The organism is Commensalibacter sp. M0355 (assembly GCF_016101365.1).
Taxonomy (GTDB): Bacteria; Pseudomonadota; Alphaproteobacteria; order Acetobacterales; family Acetobacteraceae; genus Commensalibacter; species Commensalibacter melissae.
Genome location: NZ_JACFQQ010000001.1, coordinates 318,879 through 337,113 on the forward strand (window position 1 = coordinate 318,879; position 18,235 = coordinate 337,113).

The window sequence follows — 18,235 nt, forward strand, 5'->3', positions numbered from 1 at the left end:
AATATAATACAAAAATAATATCACTTATTTGACTGTTCCAAGCGTGACGCAGGAATTTGAAAATCCCTTATTGCAACTTTCATTCAAAAGTTTTTTAGCCTTCCCCTTATTCTTTGGAAAATCCTTACCAGACAGAAAAGCCATTCCAAGATTATACATGGCCTGGGCATTTCCTTCCTTAACAGAATTTTGCAAATAATATTCTGCCTTGCCAATATCCTTCTTAACATCCTGTCCAGTCAGATATATCTGTCCCAAAAGACGGGCCGCTTCGGAATTTCCATTACTAGCCAAGATATCAAATAGTTTAATTGCCTCAGATACGTCTTTTTTTGTACCAACCCCCTTATAATACATCTTGGCAAGAATGAATTGGGAATCCAGATCTCCTGCCGCAGTGCCTTGCATATAATATTGGAAAGCCTGACTGTCATCTTTTTGAACCCCCAATCCATTCTCATAAAGTTGACCCAGATTATAATAAGCCTTTATTTTTCCCTGTTCAGCCGCCTCCTTAAACCAATAAATGGCCTTGGAGTAGTTCTTGTCAATCTGATCATTATTTTTATATAATTCTGCCAAAACAAACTGGGTTTGTGCATCTCCCTGATTTGCACCCTTTTGATAGTATAGAATGGCCTTATTGATATCCCTTTTCACCCCTTGACCTGTTTCATACATCAAACCTAGAGTATAGATCGCATGGATATTATTTTGCGCTTCAGCCTTTTCAAACCAGAATTTGGCCTGATCATAATTTTTTTCTATGAAAAATCCCTGTTCATATAATTTACCCAGATAGAATTGCGCCTGAGCGTTCCCCTGTATTGCAGATTTTTTATACCAATCAACAGCTGCTGACGGGTCTTTCGGAATTCCGCTGCCTTTTTCATACATAGTGGCCAATTGAAATTGTGCCTTACTATCTCCTGCCTGTGCCGCTTTTTTAAAAAGGTCAAAGGCTTTCTGAAAATCCTTGTTAACCCCTCTTCCTTCCAGATATAATTCCCCCAGGGCATAAATTGCGTCATTATTTCCGGAATTGACCGCCATGTTGAACCAGTTCAGTGCCTTGGAATAATCCTGGGAAACAATTTTTCCCTCTTCATACAAAATCGCCAATTTATATTGTGCTTCCGAATATCCTTTTTCAGCAGCCTGCTGCAATAAAGATAATGCCAATTGCGAATTTGGATTAACCCCTTTACCCACCATATACATCATTGCGAGATTGTATTGAGCTGTCACATTCTTTTTCGAGGCTTTTTCATACCAATAAAGAGCCTTGGAATATTCTTTATCAACCCCAGTCCCGTTTTCATACATATTGCCAAGTTTATATTGGGCGTCAGCATAACCTTTATAGGCGGCCTGTTCAAAACATCGTTGAGCCAATTTCGGACTTTTTGTAATATATTTCCCTTCCAGATAAAGATTTCCAAGAAAATACAAGGCATGAATATTTCCCTGATCGGCAGATTTTTTGATCAGTTCTATACCTTTAGTTACATTTCTATCATTTCCCTCAAGATAAATGATACCCAATTGATACTGCGCATTTGTCTCCCCCTTGTCTGCAGCGGTTTGATACCAGCGAATTGCACGTGAAAGATCTTTTTTTACCCCCTTGCCATTCTTATACATATTGCCAAGTACATATTGGGCCTTTACATATCCGTGACGGGCTGCCTTGCGATATAACTGAATAGCTTTTTGATAATTCTGCTCGGTGTTTTCGCCATATTCATACATCACACCCAGCATATATTGAGCCTCGACATTTCCCGCCTCAGCTGATTGCTCAAAATATTCACGTGCTTTTTTATAGTTCTGAGACGTACCCTCACCCTGCATATAAAGATTTGCACGATTAAATTGTGCCTCAATAAATCCCTGACGAATCGTTTTATAGAAACAAATGCACAAAAACACAAAAATTATGCAAATTACTGCTGCACTTTTACCGATAAAGGCAATCTTAGATCTGGACATAAACCCAACAATAACAAAAAAGAAAATGAATTAAGGCTGAATTATAAAGAATTTAATCGATAAAATAAACTTAACAAATCAATTTATTAAAGGCTCGGATTCCGCTTTATCTCATCTTGAAACCTGATAATGAAATATACCAGTTACAGATATCATGTTTCGCTTAATCGAATTAGCTCCATCCCTTTTTGATGATCGTGAGGTATTCCTCTTCCCTCTAGATACATTTTTCCAAGGATTAACTGTGATTTTTTATGATTTTGATCGGCAGCTTTTTGAAACCATGCCGCAGCCTTATGATTATCCTGGATAACACCATCTCCCTTATAATACATGACCCCCAAATTAAATTGAGCCAAAACATAACCTTGTTCCGCAGCTTTTTTAAAATAATCATAGGCCTTTTGAAGATTTATTCTTGATGTCTTTTCAGTTAAATAAAGATATCCCAAATTATATTGAGCATTCATATCATTTTGATCGGCTGCCTGTTCATACCAATACACGGCTTTGTCAATATTCTGGAGGACACCCTTACCCTCCTCATACATTTGTCCAAGCATGAATTGCGCCTTGACGTAACCCTGCATCGCGGCCTTGTTATAAAAGCTGAAAGCCCTCTTATAATCTAATTCGACCGTATTTCCAGTAAAGTACATATTGGCTACAAAATATTGTGCCTCAACGTCATCCTGATAGGCGGCTTTCTCAAAATATCCTCTGGCTTTATTAGTATTTTTTTCTCCACCTTCACCATTCCAATACATCAAAGCTAGATTATATTCCGCTTTACGATCTCCCTGATTAGCAGACAGTTCAAAATATTCACGTGCTTTTTCAAGATCCCTCGAAACACCTTGACCATTCATATAGATGAACGCCAGATTAGTTTTTGCCTCCATATTACCTTTTTGGGCGGCCTGTTCGAAATAAACTCTTGCTTTACTATAATCCTTATCAACACCCTTACCATCAAGATAGATTAAACCTAGATTGAATAAAGCCTCACCCTCACCCTGACGGGCGGCCATTAAAAAATATTCATTGGCCTTTTGATAATTTTGCTCGACAATTTGGGCATCCATATAAATCTGCCCCAGTATCATCATTGCCTTTGTATTACCTTTTTGGGCCGCGTTTTCAAACAATTCAAAAGCTTTTTCAACGTCAGCTTTAACACCCAAACCTTCGTAATAAATTATAGCCTTATACAAAATACCTTGCGCATATCCCGATGCAGCAGCTTTTTCAAAATATTCCAAGGCTTGTTTGTAATTTTGTGAAACACCATCCCCGTTAAAATACATTAAACCTATATCAACAGGATTGTTTCGTATTGCAGGTGAAGTTTCAGTTTGTATCCGATGATTTTTTTTATTATTGGATTTATTGATTATATAAAATAATGCAATGAAACCTGTACATAAAAGAATAATTATAAAAAAAATCATATGAACCCTATCGATTCAAATTGAATGTTTAGATCCAAAATAATTCTGAAAACGAAGATAATCAATAGTAAAATTAGTTATTTATAATTCGAAAATACTTGTTCACACTAAATTAATACTTGCCTCTTGTTCAGTAACAACTTTATATTTCCTATGAATCATCCAATTTGAATTTTTAAGAAAATTTGATCATGAAAAATATTAAACCAATTTCTCTTGAAGATTGTCTTCCTCTCAGACAGAAAGTCTTATGGCCTTCATTAACAGTGGAGGAATGTATTGACCCAGAAGATCAATATTCAAAACATGTTGGATATATTCTTGATAACCAGGTTGTCAGCTGTTTTTCCATTTATCCAAAATTGCAAAACAATTATCAAATACGTAAATTTGCAACTTCCCCCTCTTTTCAAAGAAAAGGTATTGGAACAAAACTTTTCACAACTGTTCTTAATGATCTGAAACAAAAGAAAATTGAATTTGTGACGCTGAATGCAAGAATAACCGCGGTTGAATTTTATAAAAAATTTGATTTTTATTTGTCTGGAGAAAAATTCATTAAAAAAAATATACCATTTATTCCAATGCAAATCGCATTGAAAGATTTTAATTTTAAATATAATTCAATTGAATAATTATTCTAAAGATATGCAACTATACAGGATAACAATTTATTGAATGGCGGAGAAGGTGTCCGACGAATTAAACAAATAACAATTTGATAAATAAAATAAATTTAATATTTTTATCTTATTTATACCCCACATTATACCCCGAAATGAAAAAGCTTGTTTTTTTTATTTTAAAGATATTTTAGAAGCCTATAAATGCTTCTTTATTTGAAGAATAAAACATATAATTCCTAACAATCAATGGCCTGCTGGAAACGGTCGGTATTCTTTTGCCAATCCGCCTTTCCCAATGCCGTATTGTAGTACTTCTTGTGATACTGGGCCATCGCTGTTGCATTCCTGGAATCTGGCAGTATCTCCCTGATCCGGATATAGAAAACGCGGCACATGGCCGCGGCAAAGAAAAGGTTTCCTGTCAATGTCTCGGGTTTCGGTATCCCCCTGTTGTCCAGGTTAAAATCACCAGCTATATGCATCAAAAGACTTCTTAGTGGCTTCCTTCTGGCATTGTTGAGATAATTGTCCCAGATATCATGATAGGTCACGGGCTCCATCTGACATGGCCCCAATGCGGGACCCTTGCCAAGCTGCCTGAGGTATGTATAGTTGCATGCATATCCCTCAACCAGAAAAGTTCCAGTTATCTGATTGATCGCCCTCTGTCCACCAAGATTTATATAGTTCAGGGCTGGTGTTATCACCTCATGTTTCAAATGGTTCAGATAAATTCCACCTGTGGTTTTTGTCATGATGATTTTTCCTTTTTAGAATGGGAAATGGATAATAAAAAACCCACCTCAATGGGTGGGTAAGAAAGAAAAATAAACAATTAACTTAATTATTTACAATCAGTTTCAATTTAATTCTTGGTTTTTCAGTTAATCCATACATTATTCTTAATTCGTCTTCATTTATATTTGTTATTTGGAACAAATTTTCCATTGAGTATCCAAGCTGTTCCAAATGCACCTTGATTAACTTACTTGTGGATGAAAAAGTTTCTTTAAAATTATTCTATTTTACGGGTTCATTTTTTCTATAAATTTAATCTGATAAACTTAGCAATTTTCATATAAAATAAAAAACATTAATCATTAAATACTGTACAAACCCAAATAGAATATGTTAAATTTATTAATTATAATTTTAAAAACTTATAAGATTCTAACAATATGAACATTATAGCAATTGATTTATTTTGTGGCATAGGAGGTATAACCCATGGTTTTGTTCGTCAAGGAATTAAAGTCATAGCAGGTTATGACAATGATCCTTCATGTAAATATGCTTATGAAACCAATAATAACGCTCGATTTATTTGCACTGATATCGCATCAATTGTTCCTAAAGATATTGCAAATCTTTTTCCAAAAGATAGTATTCGAATTATAATCGGTTGTGCACCTTGTCAACCTTATTCTACCTATTCCTATAAATCTAAAAAAGACAATGATCCTAGATATAAAACACTTACATATTTTTCTCAGATTATTGAAGAAGTTCAACCAGAAATTGTTTCTATGGAAAACGTGCCAGATTTATATAAAAAAAACTACCCTCAATATGTAGAATTTATTCATATTTTAAAAAAATGTAATTATTCCATATTTGAAAAAATCATTAATTGTGCAGATTATGGTGTACCACAGTCTCGTAAACGTCTTGTTATTGTTGCCTCAAAATTAGGTAAATTTGATTTAATACCTCCAACACACAAAAATAACTACATAACAGTCAGAGACACAATCGCACATTTGCCAACTATAAAACATGGAACGAGTGATAAAAAAGACTTTATTCACAAATGCAGTAAACTTTCTCCAATCAATTTAAAAAGAATTAAAGCAACACCTGAAGGAGGTGGATGGAAAGATTGGCCAAAACATTTACTTTTAGCATGTCATAAAAAAGAAACAGGTAAAACATACTCTTCTGTATATGGTAGAATGAGTTGGGATAACGTTGCCCCTACTATTACGACACAAAGTTATCGTCTCGGGACAGGCAGGTTTGGACATCCCGAACAAAATAGAGCTATTTCTTTAAGAGAGGCTGCTTTATTACAAACATTTCCAAATAGTTATCAATTTATCTCCCCTCAAGAACATATTAATTTCTTTAACACAGGAAAACACATAGGAAACGCTGTTCCTGTTAAACTAGCAGAGGTAATCGCAATATCAATCAAGAAACATCTTCAAAAATATTCTTATCCACTACAAAATCCTTTTGTTCTATAAAATTTTCAAAAGCACCTATAACTTCGTCCAGATAACGTTTTAAAGTTTCATATATATCATTCATATAACTAATAGGGATATTTCCACATTCACTAAAAGATATTTCTCCATGAGCAAGTCTGTTTCTTTGTACTCTTATATATCCAATTATTCCAACTTGTTTAGTTTTATTTCCAACTTGTTTAGTTTTATATTGTCCAATTTTTTGTTTATAACCGAAACAAACTTCTTTAACTTTTCGTTTCAATTCATCAGAAATATTCAATTTGACACCAATTACTTTAGCGAATTTTTCTATAGTTTCATCATCCCAATTTCCACTTCTACTTTTCTTTATTTTGGTAAAAATAAATTTTTTTGCATTAATAGCTTGATACAATTTATCATATTCTTCAATTCGCCTTTTACTATTATGAGTAATGTTATTATCAAAACAGGATAAAATCCATTGATGTCGTATTGGATCATTTAAATATTCATGAAATTTTTTACCATTTGTTTTTACTTTTTCTGAAAATTTACAAATTTCTTCGACTATAAAAGAAGATGCTTCAGACATAACAGCTTCAATCATATTATACATTAAAATAAAAAGGCTAGCCAAAAGTATACAACGTTTCTCTGTGTCAATTTCAAGGCTAGCCAAAAGCTCGCGATGTCGCTTCGTTTCAATTGCATTAAGATCCTTTTCACGAGGATCAATATTTTTTAAGAGTCTTATATATCCATCTATTTCATTTTTTCTATCTTGAAAAATATCTCGAAGAATACTCATAAAAAACTATCCTTGTAAAAGAATATCTTTTACAGCGTTAATTCTACCATTAATTCTATTTATAGAATTAGCTCCATCAGAACGTATTTCTTTTTTGAAGTTCGCTGAGTCAAATATTGATTCTATTAATTCTTTATCTGGTTTTAATTTAGGTTTTTCTTGTAAAGCCTTAAAAACTCCCAAAGCAATGCTTTCAAACCTTACTCGTGGTATTGAGCTATCTTTTTCTCTTTTCTTAAATCCACAAGGAAAATATTGCTTAACAAATGAAAAAATTTTAATTAACCGATCTTTATATTCTTTTTTAAGGCTATTATTTTCTTGAAATTTTAAATTCATTTTATTTACATAATTAAATAAAAAATCACTCGGTCTATCCTTATAACTTTCTAAACCGTCTCCATACGCAAAAAAACGTGTAATTAATTCTTCTCTTATTCGTTCTTTTATACTTTTTTCCTTTGCAGGTATCATTATTTTAACAATATTATCTTCTGATAATTCAATAATCATATCCATAAATGGACCAGACAAAACGGCCCGTCTGATTTCAGCAGGATTTGCGATTTTACTACCCGTATTAATGCGACTAAATAAATCAAATCGAGCTATAAGATCTGTCTTTTCAGTTAAAATAATACCACGAATTGATTTATTTTTAAATTTTCGTTGTCTGGATTCTTTTAAATTATTATAAACAAAATTATTTAATAAATCTAATTTTTCCAAGTTATTAAGAATTAATTTATTATCCATAAAACTTTGTAAAGTTCTCAATCTTTGTGACCCATCTACAATTTCAAGTATACCTGATTCAGGATCTTCCCAAAAAAATAAAAAGGGAATTGGTAATCCCATTAAAATCGACTCAATAAATCTACTTTGACGTGCATTATCCCACGTAAATTCTCTTTGATATGCTGGAATAAAAAAGTCACCTCTATCAAGTTTATTTTTCAAAATTTCAACTGTAAATTCTGAAATAGAATGCTCAATTGATTTTGTAAAATCTATAATTTGATTCTCAGCTTGTTCTTTACCACTTTCACTTATTTTATGTTCTTTCTTTTGTTTCATTAAGAGTATCCTTGAGGAAAAATCATTTCACATATTTTTAAATAACTTTTCAAATTTATCAATATTAAATCACTTCCCCCGCCAAATCCTGATAATGGCACAGATGGCGTGAATGACCATGCTTAACGGTATGCAGATCGCTATGATCGGAATGACCCATGGATCATGAATCCTGATCCACTCACAATTGTTCAGCCACCACCATTTGCAAAACTCATAGACTGTATTCATGATCCCTTATGACCCCCGCCAGTATTCTTGCCAGGGTGTAAAGGTTCACGAGAGCGAATGTTCCCCAGGCGACAATGCCAAAATGCCAGTGCCTCTCGTAGACAAGCATGTTCAGCACCCCCCATATGAAAAGGGATGCCGCCAGAAAAGAGGCCACACCCCTTCCCCTGAAACTTCCGCACATCAATGAAACAAGCTGCAGCGTCCCTGTAAGTATGAATGACCCTTCCCAAATACAGGCCGGAAGGATAGCCCTGAACCCATTGACGAACGAACAGTGAAAGATGCTGCCGGCCATGAAATATGCAAGGGCATATATTCCCGTCATGACCAGCAGTATCGAGCTCCACCACTCGCCAAGGCAATGGTTACGATGTTTTTGGTGTCGCCTGTTTTCCATTGGTGCCATCCCCGTTCTTTCCATCTTTTCCAGCCTGCCTGTCTGGCAGCCTGAAAGAGGCCAGAAGATGAATGATAGACCACAGCCTATGCAATCCGCTTTTTGGATCAGGCTCTTTCCAGAACCGTATGACAAGGGTGCACAGGGTCACGATGAAAGTGACAACCGCGATAACGTCACCCGCCGTATTGCTGGGCAGGACATTGATGATATATTGTAGAAGCTCGGTAAAAAAATCCATCTGTTCTCTCCTTTTCTTTGAACATAAAAAAACCACCCTAGCGGTGGCTGGTATCTCTGGTGTTCTGGCATGCCATGATCATGTCACGCTGTCTTTTGTAATCCAGCAGGTAACGTATGATCTCGCTGTCAGGTTTTAACGCCTTGATCTCGCTGGACAGCTTTTCCTGTGACTGGGGCGTGTAATCCCTCAACGGCGGGCATTCAATCCGGTAGACAACGCGTGGCGATGACGAGCATGCCGCAAGAAAAACCGCCGCGAGTAAAATAATGGGTTTCATCAGAATTTCCCTTTCTCCAGCACATCTTCCAGCTCTTCCTTATTCCCAGGTGAATGATTGGCTGCCTGCTGCATTGCCTGAACAGTCCGAAGGGTCTGCCGGTCATTCCTGATGACTTCATCCCGTGTCCTGATCAGGTTGTTCCTATTCGCCGCCCTTCGTCCTGTCAGGTAAATCAGTCCAGCCATGATCAACCCTTTCCCTTTCCATAAAAAAGAGCATACGGACTTGATAATAAGTATTATATTTGCCATCTGTCTTTCCTTTTCCGGACATGAAAAAACCACCCGTTAAGGTGGTTCGCATTTGCTTTTAGTATTAATTTTTTAAATTATGTATTTTATCACTATGTTGATAGGTGATTTCCTTATCATCACTTTTTGCTACAAAATCCTTGATTTTATTTGCCTTAAAGGTGATTTCCTTTAAACATATTATTTGTTTTCATTTTCAGATAATTCCCTGTTAACCCTGTCAAAAATATCTTCATTGAGTTTTTGTATTTCCAGGAAATTGACTATAAAATAGGCAACAGACAATATTATCATCATGCAAAAGAAAGTTGATAAATCAAACATTATATCAAAACCGGAAATGGAAATGATCTTGATATCATTGATATTCATGTAATTACCAAATAGGTAAATAATTACAACCATGGAAAAATAAGATATGAATTTGTTTCTCATATTGTGAATAGCATCTCTTATTTTCTCGATATAATACCTGTTTTTTATTCCTGTTAGATTGAATGTTACAATCACGCTTAAACCTACAGAGAATACAATTGAAGAAACCGTGAAACACGTGTTCAAAAAGAAATTGTCAGGTTTTACATCTGTAAATGATGATAAAACAAATGTTGATAATATCATGAACAGAATTGCCATTAACTTTCTCATGATTGACTATATCCTTGCAATAGGTTTTCTAATAAAAAAACGTTTTAATAACTATCTAGAATCAACATTGAGAAATTATGTTGGATCCATTTTCTTTAATCATGTATTTCTTGATATTTAACAGGCCAAACACAAGATCATTGAAATCATGATAGGGAATATTGAGTTTCTTGGACAATTCTTCCCTTGTTATTTTATCTCTCCAAAGCATGGTAAATATTTTTTCCCACAATAAGGAATATTCACGCTTTACAGGATTGGGTTCACTCTTTCCATAATTCCTTGCCTGCATTTCATTGACCATATTACGGTAATGCCATTCTGATAACAATCCAAGCTTTCGAATGCGATAAGCCAAAGCCGCAACTGAAACTTTCCATCTTTGTTTGGCTTTAATTAGGTAATTAATGACCACGCCATTAGGAATACAGGAACGTATATCTGCTTCAGGCATTAGAAAATTACCTGCAAATAAATGGGCTTCCTTCTCGATATCAACAGTAATCCTATCCTGTCCATCTACATGTATGTGGCGATGCAAAACAAGATGCCCCAATTCATGACATAAATTGAATCGAATTCGTTCCGCATTTTTATCTGTATTTACGAATATATAGGGTATTCCATTATTCCAGCATGAAAAAGCGTCGATTGCATCTGTATCCCTAGAAAAAGCGAATATTCTTATTCCCATGGATTCCAGCAATTCCATTAAATTTGGCAAGGGAAGATTTCCCAATCCCCAGTCATAACGTAAACGCTCGGATGCTGTCACAGGATCATGATCACAAGACAGGTCTGGAACCCTGACATCCGGCAAATTGAAATTGTTTTGCAACCATTCATCCACAATGTAAGCCAACCCTCTTGCTGAATAGGCTGCATTCCTGTCTTTCCGGGGAATTGTCGCGTTGCTTCTAAAGCTTAAATCCTTTGTATTCAGGTATTCTTTATCCTGATCCTCTTCAATCCCGTCAAAGAAAAACGCTTCTGGAAAATTCAATGCCTTTACCAAAAGCTGAACTGTTTCCTTTTTCGGCTCATCATAACCTTTTTCGAGACGTGCCAGCGTTGAGGATGATACATTGATAAGCTTGGAAATATCCTTTTTCGTGATATTCCTGCAACTTCTTGCAAGATGCAAACGATAGGGATTAAACTGTTTATGGCCATGCATGATCATTCAAATAATCTTACTTTTAAATAAGTAAATTCAAACCAAATCAATACAGGTTTGATTTAAAAGACAACATTCATTATATTTCCGAATGACAACCTGTACAACCGGTATTATTGCCTGGAAACAAAATGTTACCAGATGATATCTCCAGGCAATTCCCTCCTATCCGTAATACCTGAATTGCTGATCAAGCCACTGGATACGGCGTTTGGCGAAATTAAGGATGAAATTCACCGACCATTTCTTTCCATCATCTGAAATGACCTTGCCATTTCCCAGTCCGACCTCCGCGTTCATGATCCACAAATCAAGGTCTTTTTTTATCATGTCCGGATTGATAAGGTCTGATTTGTCCTTGATGATTTTTGAAAATGTTTCGTGGGATATCTTTCCCGTGTCCCTAAGGTAACGCCATCTCGCCCGTATTTCCGGCGTGAAACAGTTATGGATTGTTTCAAAGAATACCGGATCCTGCCCGTCAATCATCCTGTCACGTTTGGTTATCCATCCAATCCTGAAAGGATCACTGTCATCCGCACTCAGATATTGATCGACAATACCGAATGTCTGGTCCTCATCGTATGGATATATATACGTTACACCCGATGCCGGCGTGGCATTCCAGCTGCACAGCATGAAATTGTTCACCAGACTGTCAGGGGAAAAACAGACCTCGCAGAGCAGGATATAGTCAATGAAACATTCAAGATCGATATATTCCCTATATGTCTCCCTCATGCTCACCCTGCCCGCGATACAGTCCGAAGACCATCGCAGGAATCTTTTCAGGAAACTGACACTGTCATCCGTGTTCGGATCGGGCGAGTTTATTTCCCATTCTTGAGGATTGTAGTTCCCGTCTGTCCAGAACGTGCTGGCATGATCTGGCTGGGCGAGAAAATGCCCCGGGTTCGATGAATCAATCAGGTACTGGTCATTGTCATTGTCCGACCTTATTATATACATCCCAAGGAATTCCCCGTCATGATACAGCTCGCATGGAAAACCGTCGGTTGAAAACAGCGCTGATGTTCTCATGCCGAGATTGTCCCTGTCATAATAGGAATAGGCTGAGGCCGGTGCAAGCAGACCCGCCTCATCCCGATGGAAATTACGCCATATCTCGGTTGTGACGATATCCCTGAGCAGGGTTCTGTCTGTTCCGTAGCCTTTCAGGACAAGACCGTTCATCGGGGCCCAGTCCCCGATTTTCACCTTTAGTTTTTTACCTGTCTCCGCATTCCTGAACTTTATCTTGAAGTTTTTCTTGGTGGCGTTCAGGCTTGTCTGTCCCTGCAGTTTCCATGTTCCTGTCGAGGAAAACAGGGGTATTGTTCCCTCGAAAACGGAAACACTCATGTCCACACCGTCCTTGCTTGCCGGAATGTCCCCCCTGATAGAGACCCTCCATGGCCTGTCCGGTTTCGATATCACGATATAGTCCCAGTCACCCGCCGTGTTGTCATTTCCATACTGGACAAGGCTGCCGTTATTGACAAATCCTGTCGTTGGTTGTTTATCCAGATCAGCCATAGATCAACCTTCCATAATAATTTCCAATACCGTCAGACATGAATTCGACAATAGTCACCGAACCCGCCCTTGTATCGATAAAAGGCTGTTTATCATGCCATCTGACAGATGCATCGAACTCAACCTCGCAATCCCCCTCACAGGGTTGCTGGAGAATGACTGTCATGCGTTGCAGCTGGCTCTCCTGCCCTTTACCGAGTGAAATACTGCACGCTTTCCGGAACAGTAGACGATAGCTGATCTCTCCCGCTTTCGGGAACATCAGGGTAATGGCCGGATCATTCACGATCCTGTTTTCAACCGGTATGCCGGCAGACAGACGGTCGACAATCTGCCCGCCTGTCATTTCCTGTCCCAGCGATCCTTTCGCGAGACCCTGTGTCATGTCAAACCGGCTCATTTTGATTTGCCCTCAAGTTTCACCAGACGTGCCTCGAGATCGTTGATCTTCTGTTTCTGTGCGGCGAAAAGCATGCAAAGAACCTCTGTATATCTCAGGTTCTGGCGTGAAATGACATTCCCTTTCTCATCCTTTGGCATTTCCTGGACAGACTTGAGGATCGGGTTCCCGTTTTTATCCCTCTCGCCTGTATCCACCACCCTGAATTCAGGTGATGCATCCTGCGTCCACATGGCATAATCGGATGGATCAAGTCCGGCATCCATGATAGCCTTTTCGATATCCTGCGCGATAAAACCTGTATGGACACGCGCCTTGTCCTCACCCTTCTCTTTTATCGCGTCATTCAGCCTGTAATTGACAGCATTGACATTATACAGGGCATCCATCAGTTTTTTGTCTGAATTTCCGGCTTTCTCATCAAGGATGGATGTGACGGTCTTGACATTTTTGTCCGAGGTCACGTTTGGTGCGGTCTTTGTGAAAACATTGTTCCATGAATTCCCCGCACGTCCCAGATCACCGCCGCCATCATTGAGGGGATGGAAGGAAATGGCCCCGAAAGCGAAATTCGCATTGGTTCCGTCCGACCATATCGTGTTGACAAAAGTCTTGTTGTTTCCCTCATTCCCATCGGAGTTCACGGAATACTGCATGTGAATTTCCCTGGAATTTGGATTGGGTTCATAATCCTGTGTATAATCATCATTTATTGCTCTCAGACCCGCATTGATCCAGGTGAAACCGTCATCGGTTTTTGGAGGCGGATAGGTGAACTGACCGGTTTTATCAAGAATTGTGGTTCCAAGAGGTTTGTTCGCTCCGTCCTTCGTGAAATAGGTATTTGGATTTATCCTCTGGTTGATATCGTCAACACCCTTCTTCGCCTCATTAGCCGCCGCATTGATATTGGCGATATTGCCGTTTATATCATTTACCGTTTTGGCGACTTCAGAGATTGTCTTTGGTGTGACTCCACCATCAATTGAAACGGTACATGCGGAAAGATCAAGGTCTTTTGGAGAATTGTTAGCCATTTTAATATCCTGTTTGATTTTATTGAAAGATTTTAGGTCTGCATGTCAGTCTGGCGAGCAGAGAACGCCGCCATTGTTCATGCTGTGTCTGTAATGGACACTGCCGTCCGTAAGAACGATATTGCCGTCCAGGGACAATCCTTTCGGCATGGGCTTGCCACCGTTAACATAGCTGTCCGGTGCGAGGAAAACGCTTCCGTTGACTGAAAAGTCATCAGGCAATGACGCGACCTGATCAATCGCCACGATCTGTCCGTTATCGTCCTTGAACAGTCCCGTATCCACACTGATGACTGTCCCGTCATCCATTGAGAATTCAAGATTGGCATCATTGCCCATCGCGATGGAGCGAATACCGTTGCCACGGACACCTGTAGCCCCCATAACGACAACAATACCGTCCTGATTTTCGTAAAGTATTCCCTCCTCGCGAATGGGAAGAATACAGACAAAATCAAGCGTTTCCTCATGTTCTGTCGTTATCTCGCAACGAACGGGAACATTCGAGTTCAACTCACCGCCACTCAGTCGAACCGTGAAAGTCTGGTCCTGAAATGTGTATTTGTCAGCCGTTACCTTGCTGTCACTGGCAGGCCCAACCTTCACCGATGCAATCCTGTCATCCGCAAGCATGCGGTTCTTTACAGAAAAACTGTAGAATTTCTTTTCTGTTGGCCCCTTGCATGACAGTCTCAGTCTGGTACTCCCAAGACATCCGCCAGGCAATTCAAATATTTCACGATCTGTCTGTGAAACATCTGTTTCCTTGTTATTCTGTATATTGTTTGGTTTGTCTTTATCCGTTGCGGTATCTTTGGATTCATCTTGATAAGGTATAGTCATCTTTGTATTTTTTTGGCTTTTTGAAAAATCATACACCATTATTTATATCCTGATTTTCTAGTTAACGTGTGAACTGGAATTTTATGTAACCTGTTGTTCCATCACCTCCCTGCCATGTATGGGGTTTCTGTCTGTCCCTGGTGCATCCACCCGCACCACCGGCTCCGTAACCGGAACCCGATTGTGCCTTGTCCGCCCAGTCCGGTGTTCCACCTTTTCCAAGCGGTGTGCTGCCACCCGCACCCCCAAGGTGATCATCCTCTGTGGCGTTATCGACACCATGTCCCCCGTCTGCACCATTGGGACTTCCCCCCTTGCCACCAGCCGTGTCCAATATGCCGCCTCCGGCATAGGGTGTGTTTCCACCGCCACCACCTGTCACCCTGAGTATCTCTGTTTCATCAATCCTTACAAAACTGTCACCACCATTGCCCCCCGCCTCATAATTGCCAATTCCACCGCCCCCGATTTGTAAAAAAACCTTTTGGTTGGGCATCACGTCATGAACGATATCCTGCCGGTAACCGCCTGAACCGCCGCCACCGCCAGATTTGCCACCGCCGCCCTCTTCACCGCCACCGCCACCGCCGCCACCGGCAATCAGCCATCCGATTTTCATCTTGCGGCATCCCTTGGGAATGACGTAGTCATACTGGCCGGCTGTCAGTTCAATTACAGGCTGATCATTCCATATCGCCTCTCCCCATTCCATCTTCGGTATCAGGTCAACGCCGGCCACCAGCACACGCGGTGTCTTCCCGATACTGTATCCGTTCTGGGACGCGTAGTTTCTCACCCCGTTGCTCAGGTCATTCAGGATATCCGCCGTTATCAGGTCGCCCTTCCTGATCATGTAATGGTCGAAGCCGTCCATCTCCCTACGGTATTTGCGAACGACCTCGTTGTAATCATCCGCATAAAAAATACCGTTGATAAAAAGTGTGTTTCCCTCATAGTTGTGCATTGTTTCCCACCCTAGTTCTGTTTGATAACGCACTCGACATGACGGATTGACGTTTCATGACTGTTTTCCATGGAAAATCCGATATGTTTCTCACCGTCTCCCGCTTTTCTGGCCACACCGGATATTTCCGAAATGGTTATGGGATCACCCTTGTCGATCATGCCTGTCATGAGAACGGGAACACGGCCTGCCAGTGCGACCGGCAACGCGTTCCTCTCGTCCCTGATTGCCGTATTCATCACATAGGCTGGGGCTGTTGAGATTACCCCATAAAAAAAGCCCCCTATGGAGGCTCTCGTTATCTCTTTCTCACCGCCTATTCTCACAAGCGTTCCGGGATCATATCTCTCGTCGGCAATATAGTATTCCGCAAGGTCGGCGCAAAATGAGGACATCGAAACCCCGTTGAACTCCTTGGCATCAATGGTTCCATTGTCACGAAAATGATACTCATACTTGTCATTGACGCTCAGTTTCACCATGCTTCCAACATTCAGCTGATCATAGAACCATAATTTATAAAACAGGCCGTCATCTTTTTTGCAGAACAGTGCGTTTCCATTGAAATGTCCGCCATCATCCCATGTCCTGTTTCCGGAATTGATGGTGATGTCACCAGGCGTCTCAATGGTGTTGGCATTCATTTTACCGGATATGTCGGCACTGCCTGCATGAATATTTCCAGATGCGTTTATCATGCCCGCTGTTATCGAATCGCATGAGAAATCTCCAAGATTGCTGAGACGAAAATAGCCGGTTGTCCCACCACCTTTCACACCTAGAACAATATTGGTTCTGTCACCGATTATCTCCTCGACATTCATCCATCCTGACACGTCATCTCTGATCCATAGATGGATCATCTTGCTGATGTTCGTCTTGCCATCGGATTTCTCGATACCGCGTATGTCGATATTGCCGTTTACCGTCTGATTGTCGGTTTCCAATAATTTGGAAAATTTAACATCACTTTTAACCTCTTGTTTGGTTTCTGATTTTAATCTTAAAAATTCTGAATTAGCCCATTTTATAGCACTATCAAATAAATTTACCCAATCAGAATTTACATTTCCAGGAGTGGTTAGATTATTATCTTTTGTGGAAACCCAAAAATTATTGTTATCACCACTAACAATTGCATATTTTCTATATCCACCGATAGCATTTGCAAAAGATTGGTTAAAGGGGTTTATCTGTGCCAATTTCAAGATGGAATTCGTTATTCTATCTGAAAATATATTAATAGAGTCATTATCATTCACATCAATATCTAAAGTATCTACAATAAATTGTGACAGACCGGATGCTGGAACTGTAGCCTGTCTCAATGTTTTGTTTATTTGTGAAGATGATGCAATTCCTGATTTCACACCATTTTCATATATTCCATTTGTTGATAGTGAATCAACATATTCTTCATCTGTCAGAACATTGGCATTTATTCCTTGTGCCCAAGGATAAATATTATTTTTTACCATTTATTGGTTTTCCTCAAATTTGTATATGACATTTACCCCAGCAGGTTTTAAAGGCAAATAATTGTTTTCAATCATTGACCTGCATATTTTTGAAACTGAACCTTTTATCAAAAAGGTCACACTCATATTATTTTCTTCAATATCAGCAACATACCCATTCGGCTTAATCGCGTAATTAATGATATTTATTGCACCTGGAAGCGTTCCATCCCAATGATTGCAAGCTATTTTTAATTTTATAAAAGTCCTGTAGATATTATCGGATAATTTTGCGATTTCATTTTTTGCATTACCAATTTCCCACCATATGCCCTCATCCCATCCCAATTTTTCCGTATCCCATGAAAAAAAAGCCTCAATATCAAGTGCGACATATCGAGATAATCCAACCCACATTCCAACAGCATCAAGTTGTGTTCCAGTCGCCGTGTCCAAATCATAATATTTATAGGCTCTTTCACAGAGATTGACTAAATCTGCAAAACCCTGGCATGAAAAGGCAACTGTTTGAACAAACTTTGGTTTGTCCTGATGTTCCGAGGTGATTAGATCAGTAAAACTATTGTCATAAGCTGTCAT

Annotated in this window: 22 protein-coding genes; 3 read left to right on the forward strand and 19 right to left on the reverse strand. The window is 39.0% G+C overall.

The features are described from left to right. Window positions 1-24: 24 nt before the first annotated feature. On the reverse strand, window positions 25-1,992 hold the full coding sequence (locus H3T44_RS01475; protein WP_198195694.1) for a tetratricopeptide repeat protein: 1,968 nt from the start codon (window positions 1,990-1,992) through the stop codon (window positions 25-27). Between the two features lie 152 nt (window positions 1,993-2,144). Further along, window positions 2,145-3,443, reverse strand: coding sequence for an SEL1-like repeat protein (locus tag H3T44_RS01480; RefSeq protein ID WP_198195695.1), 1,299 nt, complete (start codon window positions 3,441-3,443; stop codon window positions 2,145-2,147). A gap of 191 nt (window positions 3,444-3,634) precedes the next feature. Between H3T44_RS01480 and H3T44_RS01485 the strand changes: the two genes are divergently transcribed. Beyond that, window positions 3,635-4,078 carry a GNAT family N-acetyltransferase gene (locus tag H3T44_RS01485; protein WP_155569389.1) on the forward strand — a complete coding sequence of 148 codons (444 nt, stop codon included), beginning with the start codon at window positions 3,635-3,637 and terminating at the stop codon, window positions 4,076-4,078. Between the two features lie 227 nt (window positions 4,079-4,305). Here the strand turns inward: H3T44_RS01485 and H3T44_RS01490 are convergent, their stop codons facing one another. Next, entirely contained in the window at window positions 4,306-4,824 is a 519-nt protein-coding gene (locus tag H3T44_RS01490; RefSeq protein ID WP_198195697.1) for a hypothetical protein, read from the reverse strand. A 423-nt stretch (window positions 4,825-5,247) separates the two neighbouring features. Between H3T44_RS01490 and H3T44_RS01495 the strand changes: the two genes are divergently transcribed. Beyond that, window positions 5,248-6,315: a DNA cytosine methyltransferase gene (locus tag H3T44_RS01495; RefSeq protein WP_198195699.1), complete on the forward strand. Its 1,068-nt coding sequence runs from the start codon at window positions 5,248-5,250 to the stop codon at window positions 6,313-6,315. Here the strand turns inward: H3T44_RS01495 and H3T44_RS01500 are convergent. From H3T44_RS01500 to H3T44_RS01550, 11 genes are all read right to left on the reverse strand, one after another. After that, window positions 6,260-7,090, reverse strand: a complete 831-nt coding sequence (locus tag H3T44_RS01500) for an MAE_28990/MAE_18760 family HEPN-like nuclease (RefSeq protein WP_198195701.1) — start codon at window positions 7,088-7,090, stop codon at window positions 6,260-6,262. The genes H3T44_RS01495 and H3T44_RS01500 overlap by 56 nt on opposite strands. Window positions 7,091-7,096: 6 nt before the next feature. After that, window positions 7,097-8,167 (reverse strand): DUF262 domain-containing protein, encoded by a 1,071-nt coding sequence (locus tag H3T44_RS01505; RefSeq protein WP_198195703.1) that lies wholly within the window; start codon window positions 8,165-8,167, stop codon window positions 7,097-7,099. Window positions 8,168-8,236: 69 nt separating this feature from the next. Then, on the reverse strand, window positions 8,237-8,398 hold the full coding sequence (locus tag H3T44_RS01510; protein WP_196424674.1) for a hypothetical protein: 162 nt from the start codon (window positions 8,396-8,398) through the stop codon (window positions 8,237-8,239). After that, entirely contained in the window at window positions 8,395-8,748 is a 354-nt protein-coding gene (locus H3T44_RS01515; RefSeq protein WP_198195705.1) for a hypothetical protein, read from the reverse strand. The genes H3T44_RS01510 and H3T44_RS01515 overlap by 4 nt, the downstream gene beginning before the upstream one ends. An 18-nt stretch (window positions 8,749-8,766) precedes the next feature. Continuing rightward, entirely contained in the window at window positions 8,767-9,039 is a 273-nt protein-coding gene (locus H3T44_RS01520; RefSeq protein ID WP_198195707.1) for a hypothetical protein, read from the reverse strand. Between the two features lie 279 nt (window positions 9,040-9,318). Next, entirely contained in the window at window positions 9,319-9,573 is a 255-nt protein-coding gene (locus tag H3T44_RS01530; RefSeq protein WP_198195709.1) for a hypothetical protein, read from the reverse strand. A 180-nt stretch (window positions 9,574-9,753) separates the two neighbouring features. Continuing rightward, window positions 9,754-10,221 carry a hypothetical protein gene (locus H3T44_RS01535; protein ID WP_198195711.1) on the reverse strand — a complete coding sequence of 156 codons (468 nt, stop codon included), beginning with the start codon at window positions 10,219-10,221 and terminating at the stop codon, window positions 9,754-9,756. A 61-nt stretch (window positions 10,222-10,282) separates the two neighbouring features. Beyond that, window positions 10,283-11,398 (reverse strand): ImmA/IrrE family metallo-endopeptidase, encoded by a 1,116-nt coding sequence (locus H3T44_RS01540; RefSeq protein WP_198195718.1) that lies wholly within the window; start codon window positions 11,396-11,398, stop codon window positions 10,283-10,285. A 165-nt stretch (window positions 11,399-11,563) separates the two neighbouring features. Then, window positions 11,564-12,700, reverse strand: a complete 1,137-nt coding sequence (locus tag H3T44_RS01545) for a CotH kinase family protein (RefSeq protein ID WP_232347500.1) — start codon at window positions 12,698-12,700, stop codon at window positions 11,564-11,566. Then, window positions 12,627-12,812, reverse strand: coding sequence for a hypothetical protein (locus H3T44_RS09060; protein WP_232347510.1), 186 nt, complete (start codon window positions 12,810-12,812; stop codon window positions 12,627-12,629). Before H3T44_RS09060 ends, H3T44_RS01545 begins: the two co-directional genes overlap by 74 nt. 114 nt (window positions 12,813-12,926) lie before the next feature. Further along, window positions 12,927-13,196 (reverse strand): hypothetical protein, encoded by a 270-nt coding sequence (locus H3T44_RS01550; protein WP_198195720.1) that lies wholly within the window; start codon window positions 13,194-13,196, stop codon window positions 12,927-12,929. 7 nt (window positions 13,197-13,203) lie between these two features. Here H3T44_RS01550 and H3T44_RS01555 point away from each other — a divergent pair, with 7 nt between their 5' ends. Beyond that, window positions 13,204-13,380, forward strand: coding sequence for a hypothetical protein (locus tag H3T44_RS01555; RefSeq protein ID WP_198195721.1), 177 nt, complete (start codon window positions 13,204-13,206; stop codon window positions 13,378-13,380). Here H3T44_RS01555 and H3T44_RS01560 read toward each other — a convergent pair. The 5 genes from H3T44_RS01560 to H3T44_RS01580 form a co-directional block, all read right to left on the reverse strand. Then, a complete protein-coding gene (locus H3T44_RS01560; protein WP_198195722.1) occupies window positions 13,331-14,371 on the reverse strand; it encodes a tail fiber domain-containing protein in 1,041 nt (346 codons plus the stop codon). The genes H3T44_RS01555 and H3T44_RS01560 overlap by 50 nt on opposite strands. A gap of 45 nt (window positions 14,372-14,416) precedes the next feature. After that, complete coding sequence (locus H3T44_RS01565; RefSeq protein ID WP_198195723.1) at window positions 14,417-15,253, reverse strand: hypothetical protein; 837 nt, start codon at window positions 15,251-15,253, stop codon at window positions 14,417-14,419. Window positions 15,254-15,275: 22 nt separating this feature from the next. After that, on the reverse strand, window positions 15,276-16,088 hold the full coding sequence (locus H3T44_RS09170) for a glycine-rich domain-containing protein (RefSeq protein WP_198195724.1): 813 nt from the start codon (window positions 16,086-16,088) through the stop codon (window positions 15,276-15,278). Between the two features lie 101 nt (window positions 16,089-16,189). Beyond that, window positions 16,190-17,656 (reverse strand): hypothetical protein, encoded by a 1,467-nt coding sequence (locus tag H3T44_RS01575; protein ID WP_198195725.1) that lies wholly within the window; start codon window positions 17,654-17,656, stop codon window positions 16,190-16,192. Next, window positions 17,657-18,235: a DUF2612 domain-containing protein gene (locus H3T44_RS01580; protein ID WP_155569788.1), complete on the reverse strand. Its 579-nt coding sequence runs from the start codon at window positions 18,233-18,235 to the stop codon at window positions 17,657-17,659. It lies immediately after the preceding gene.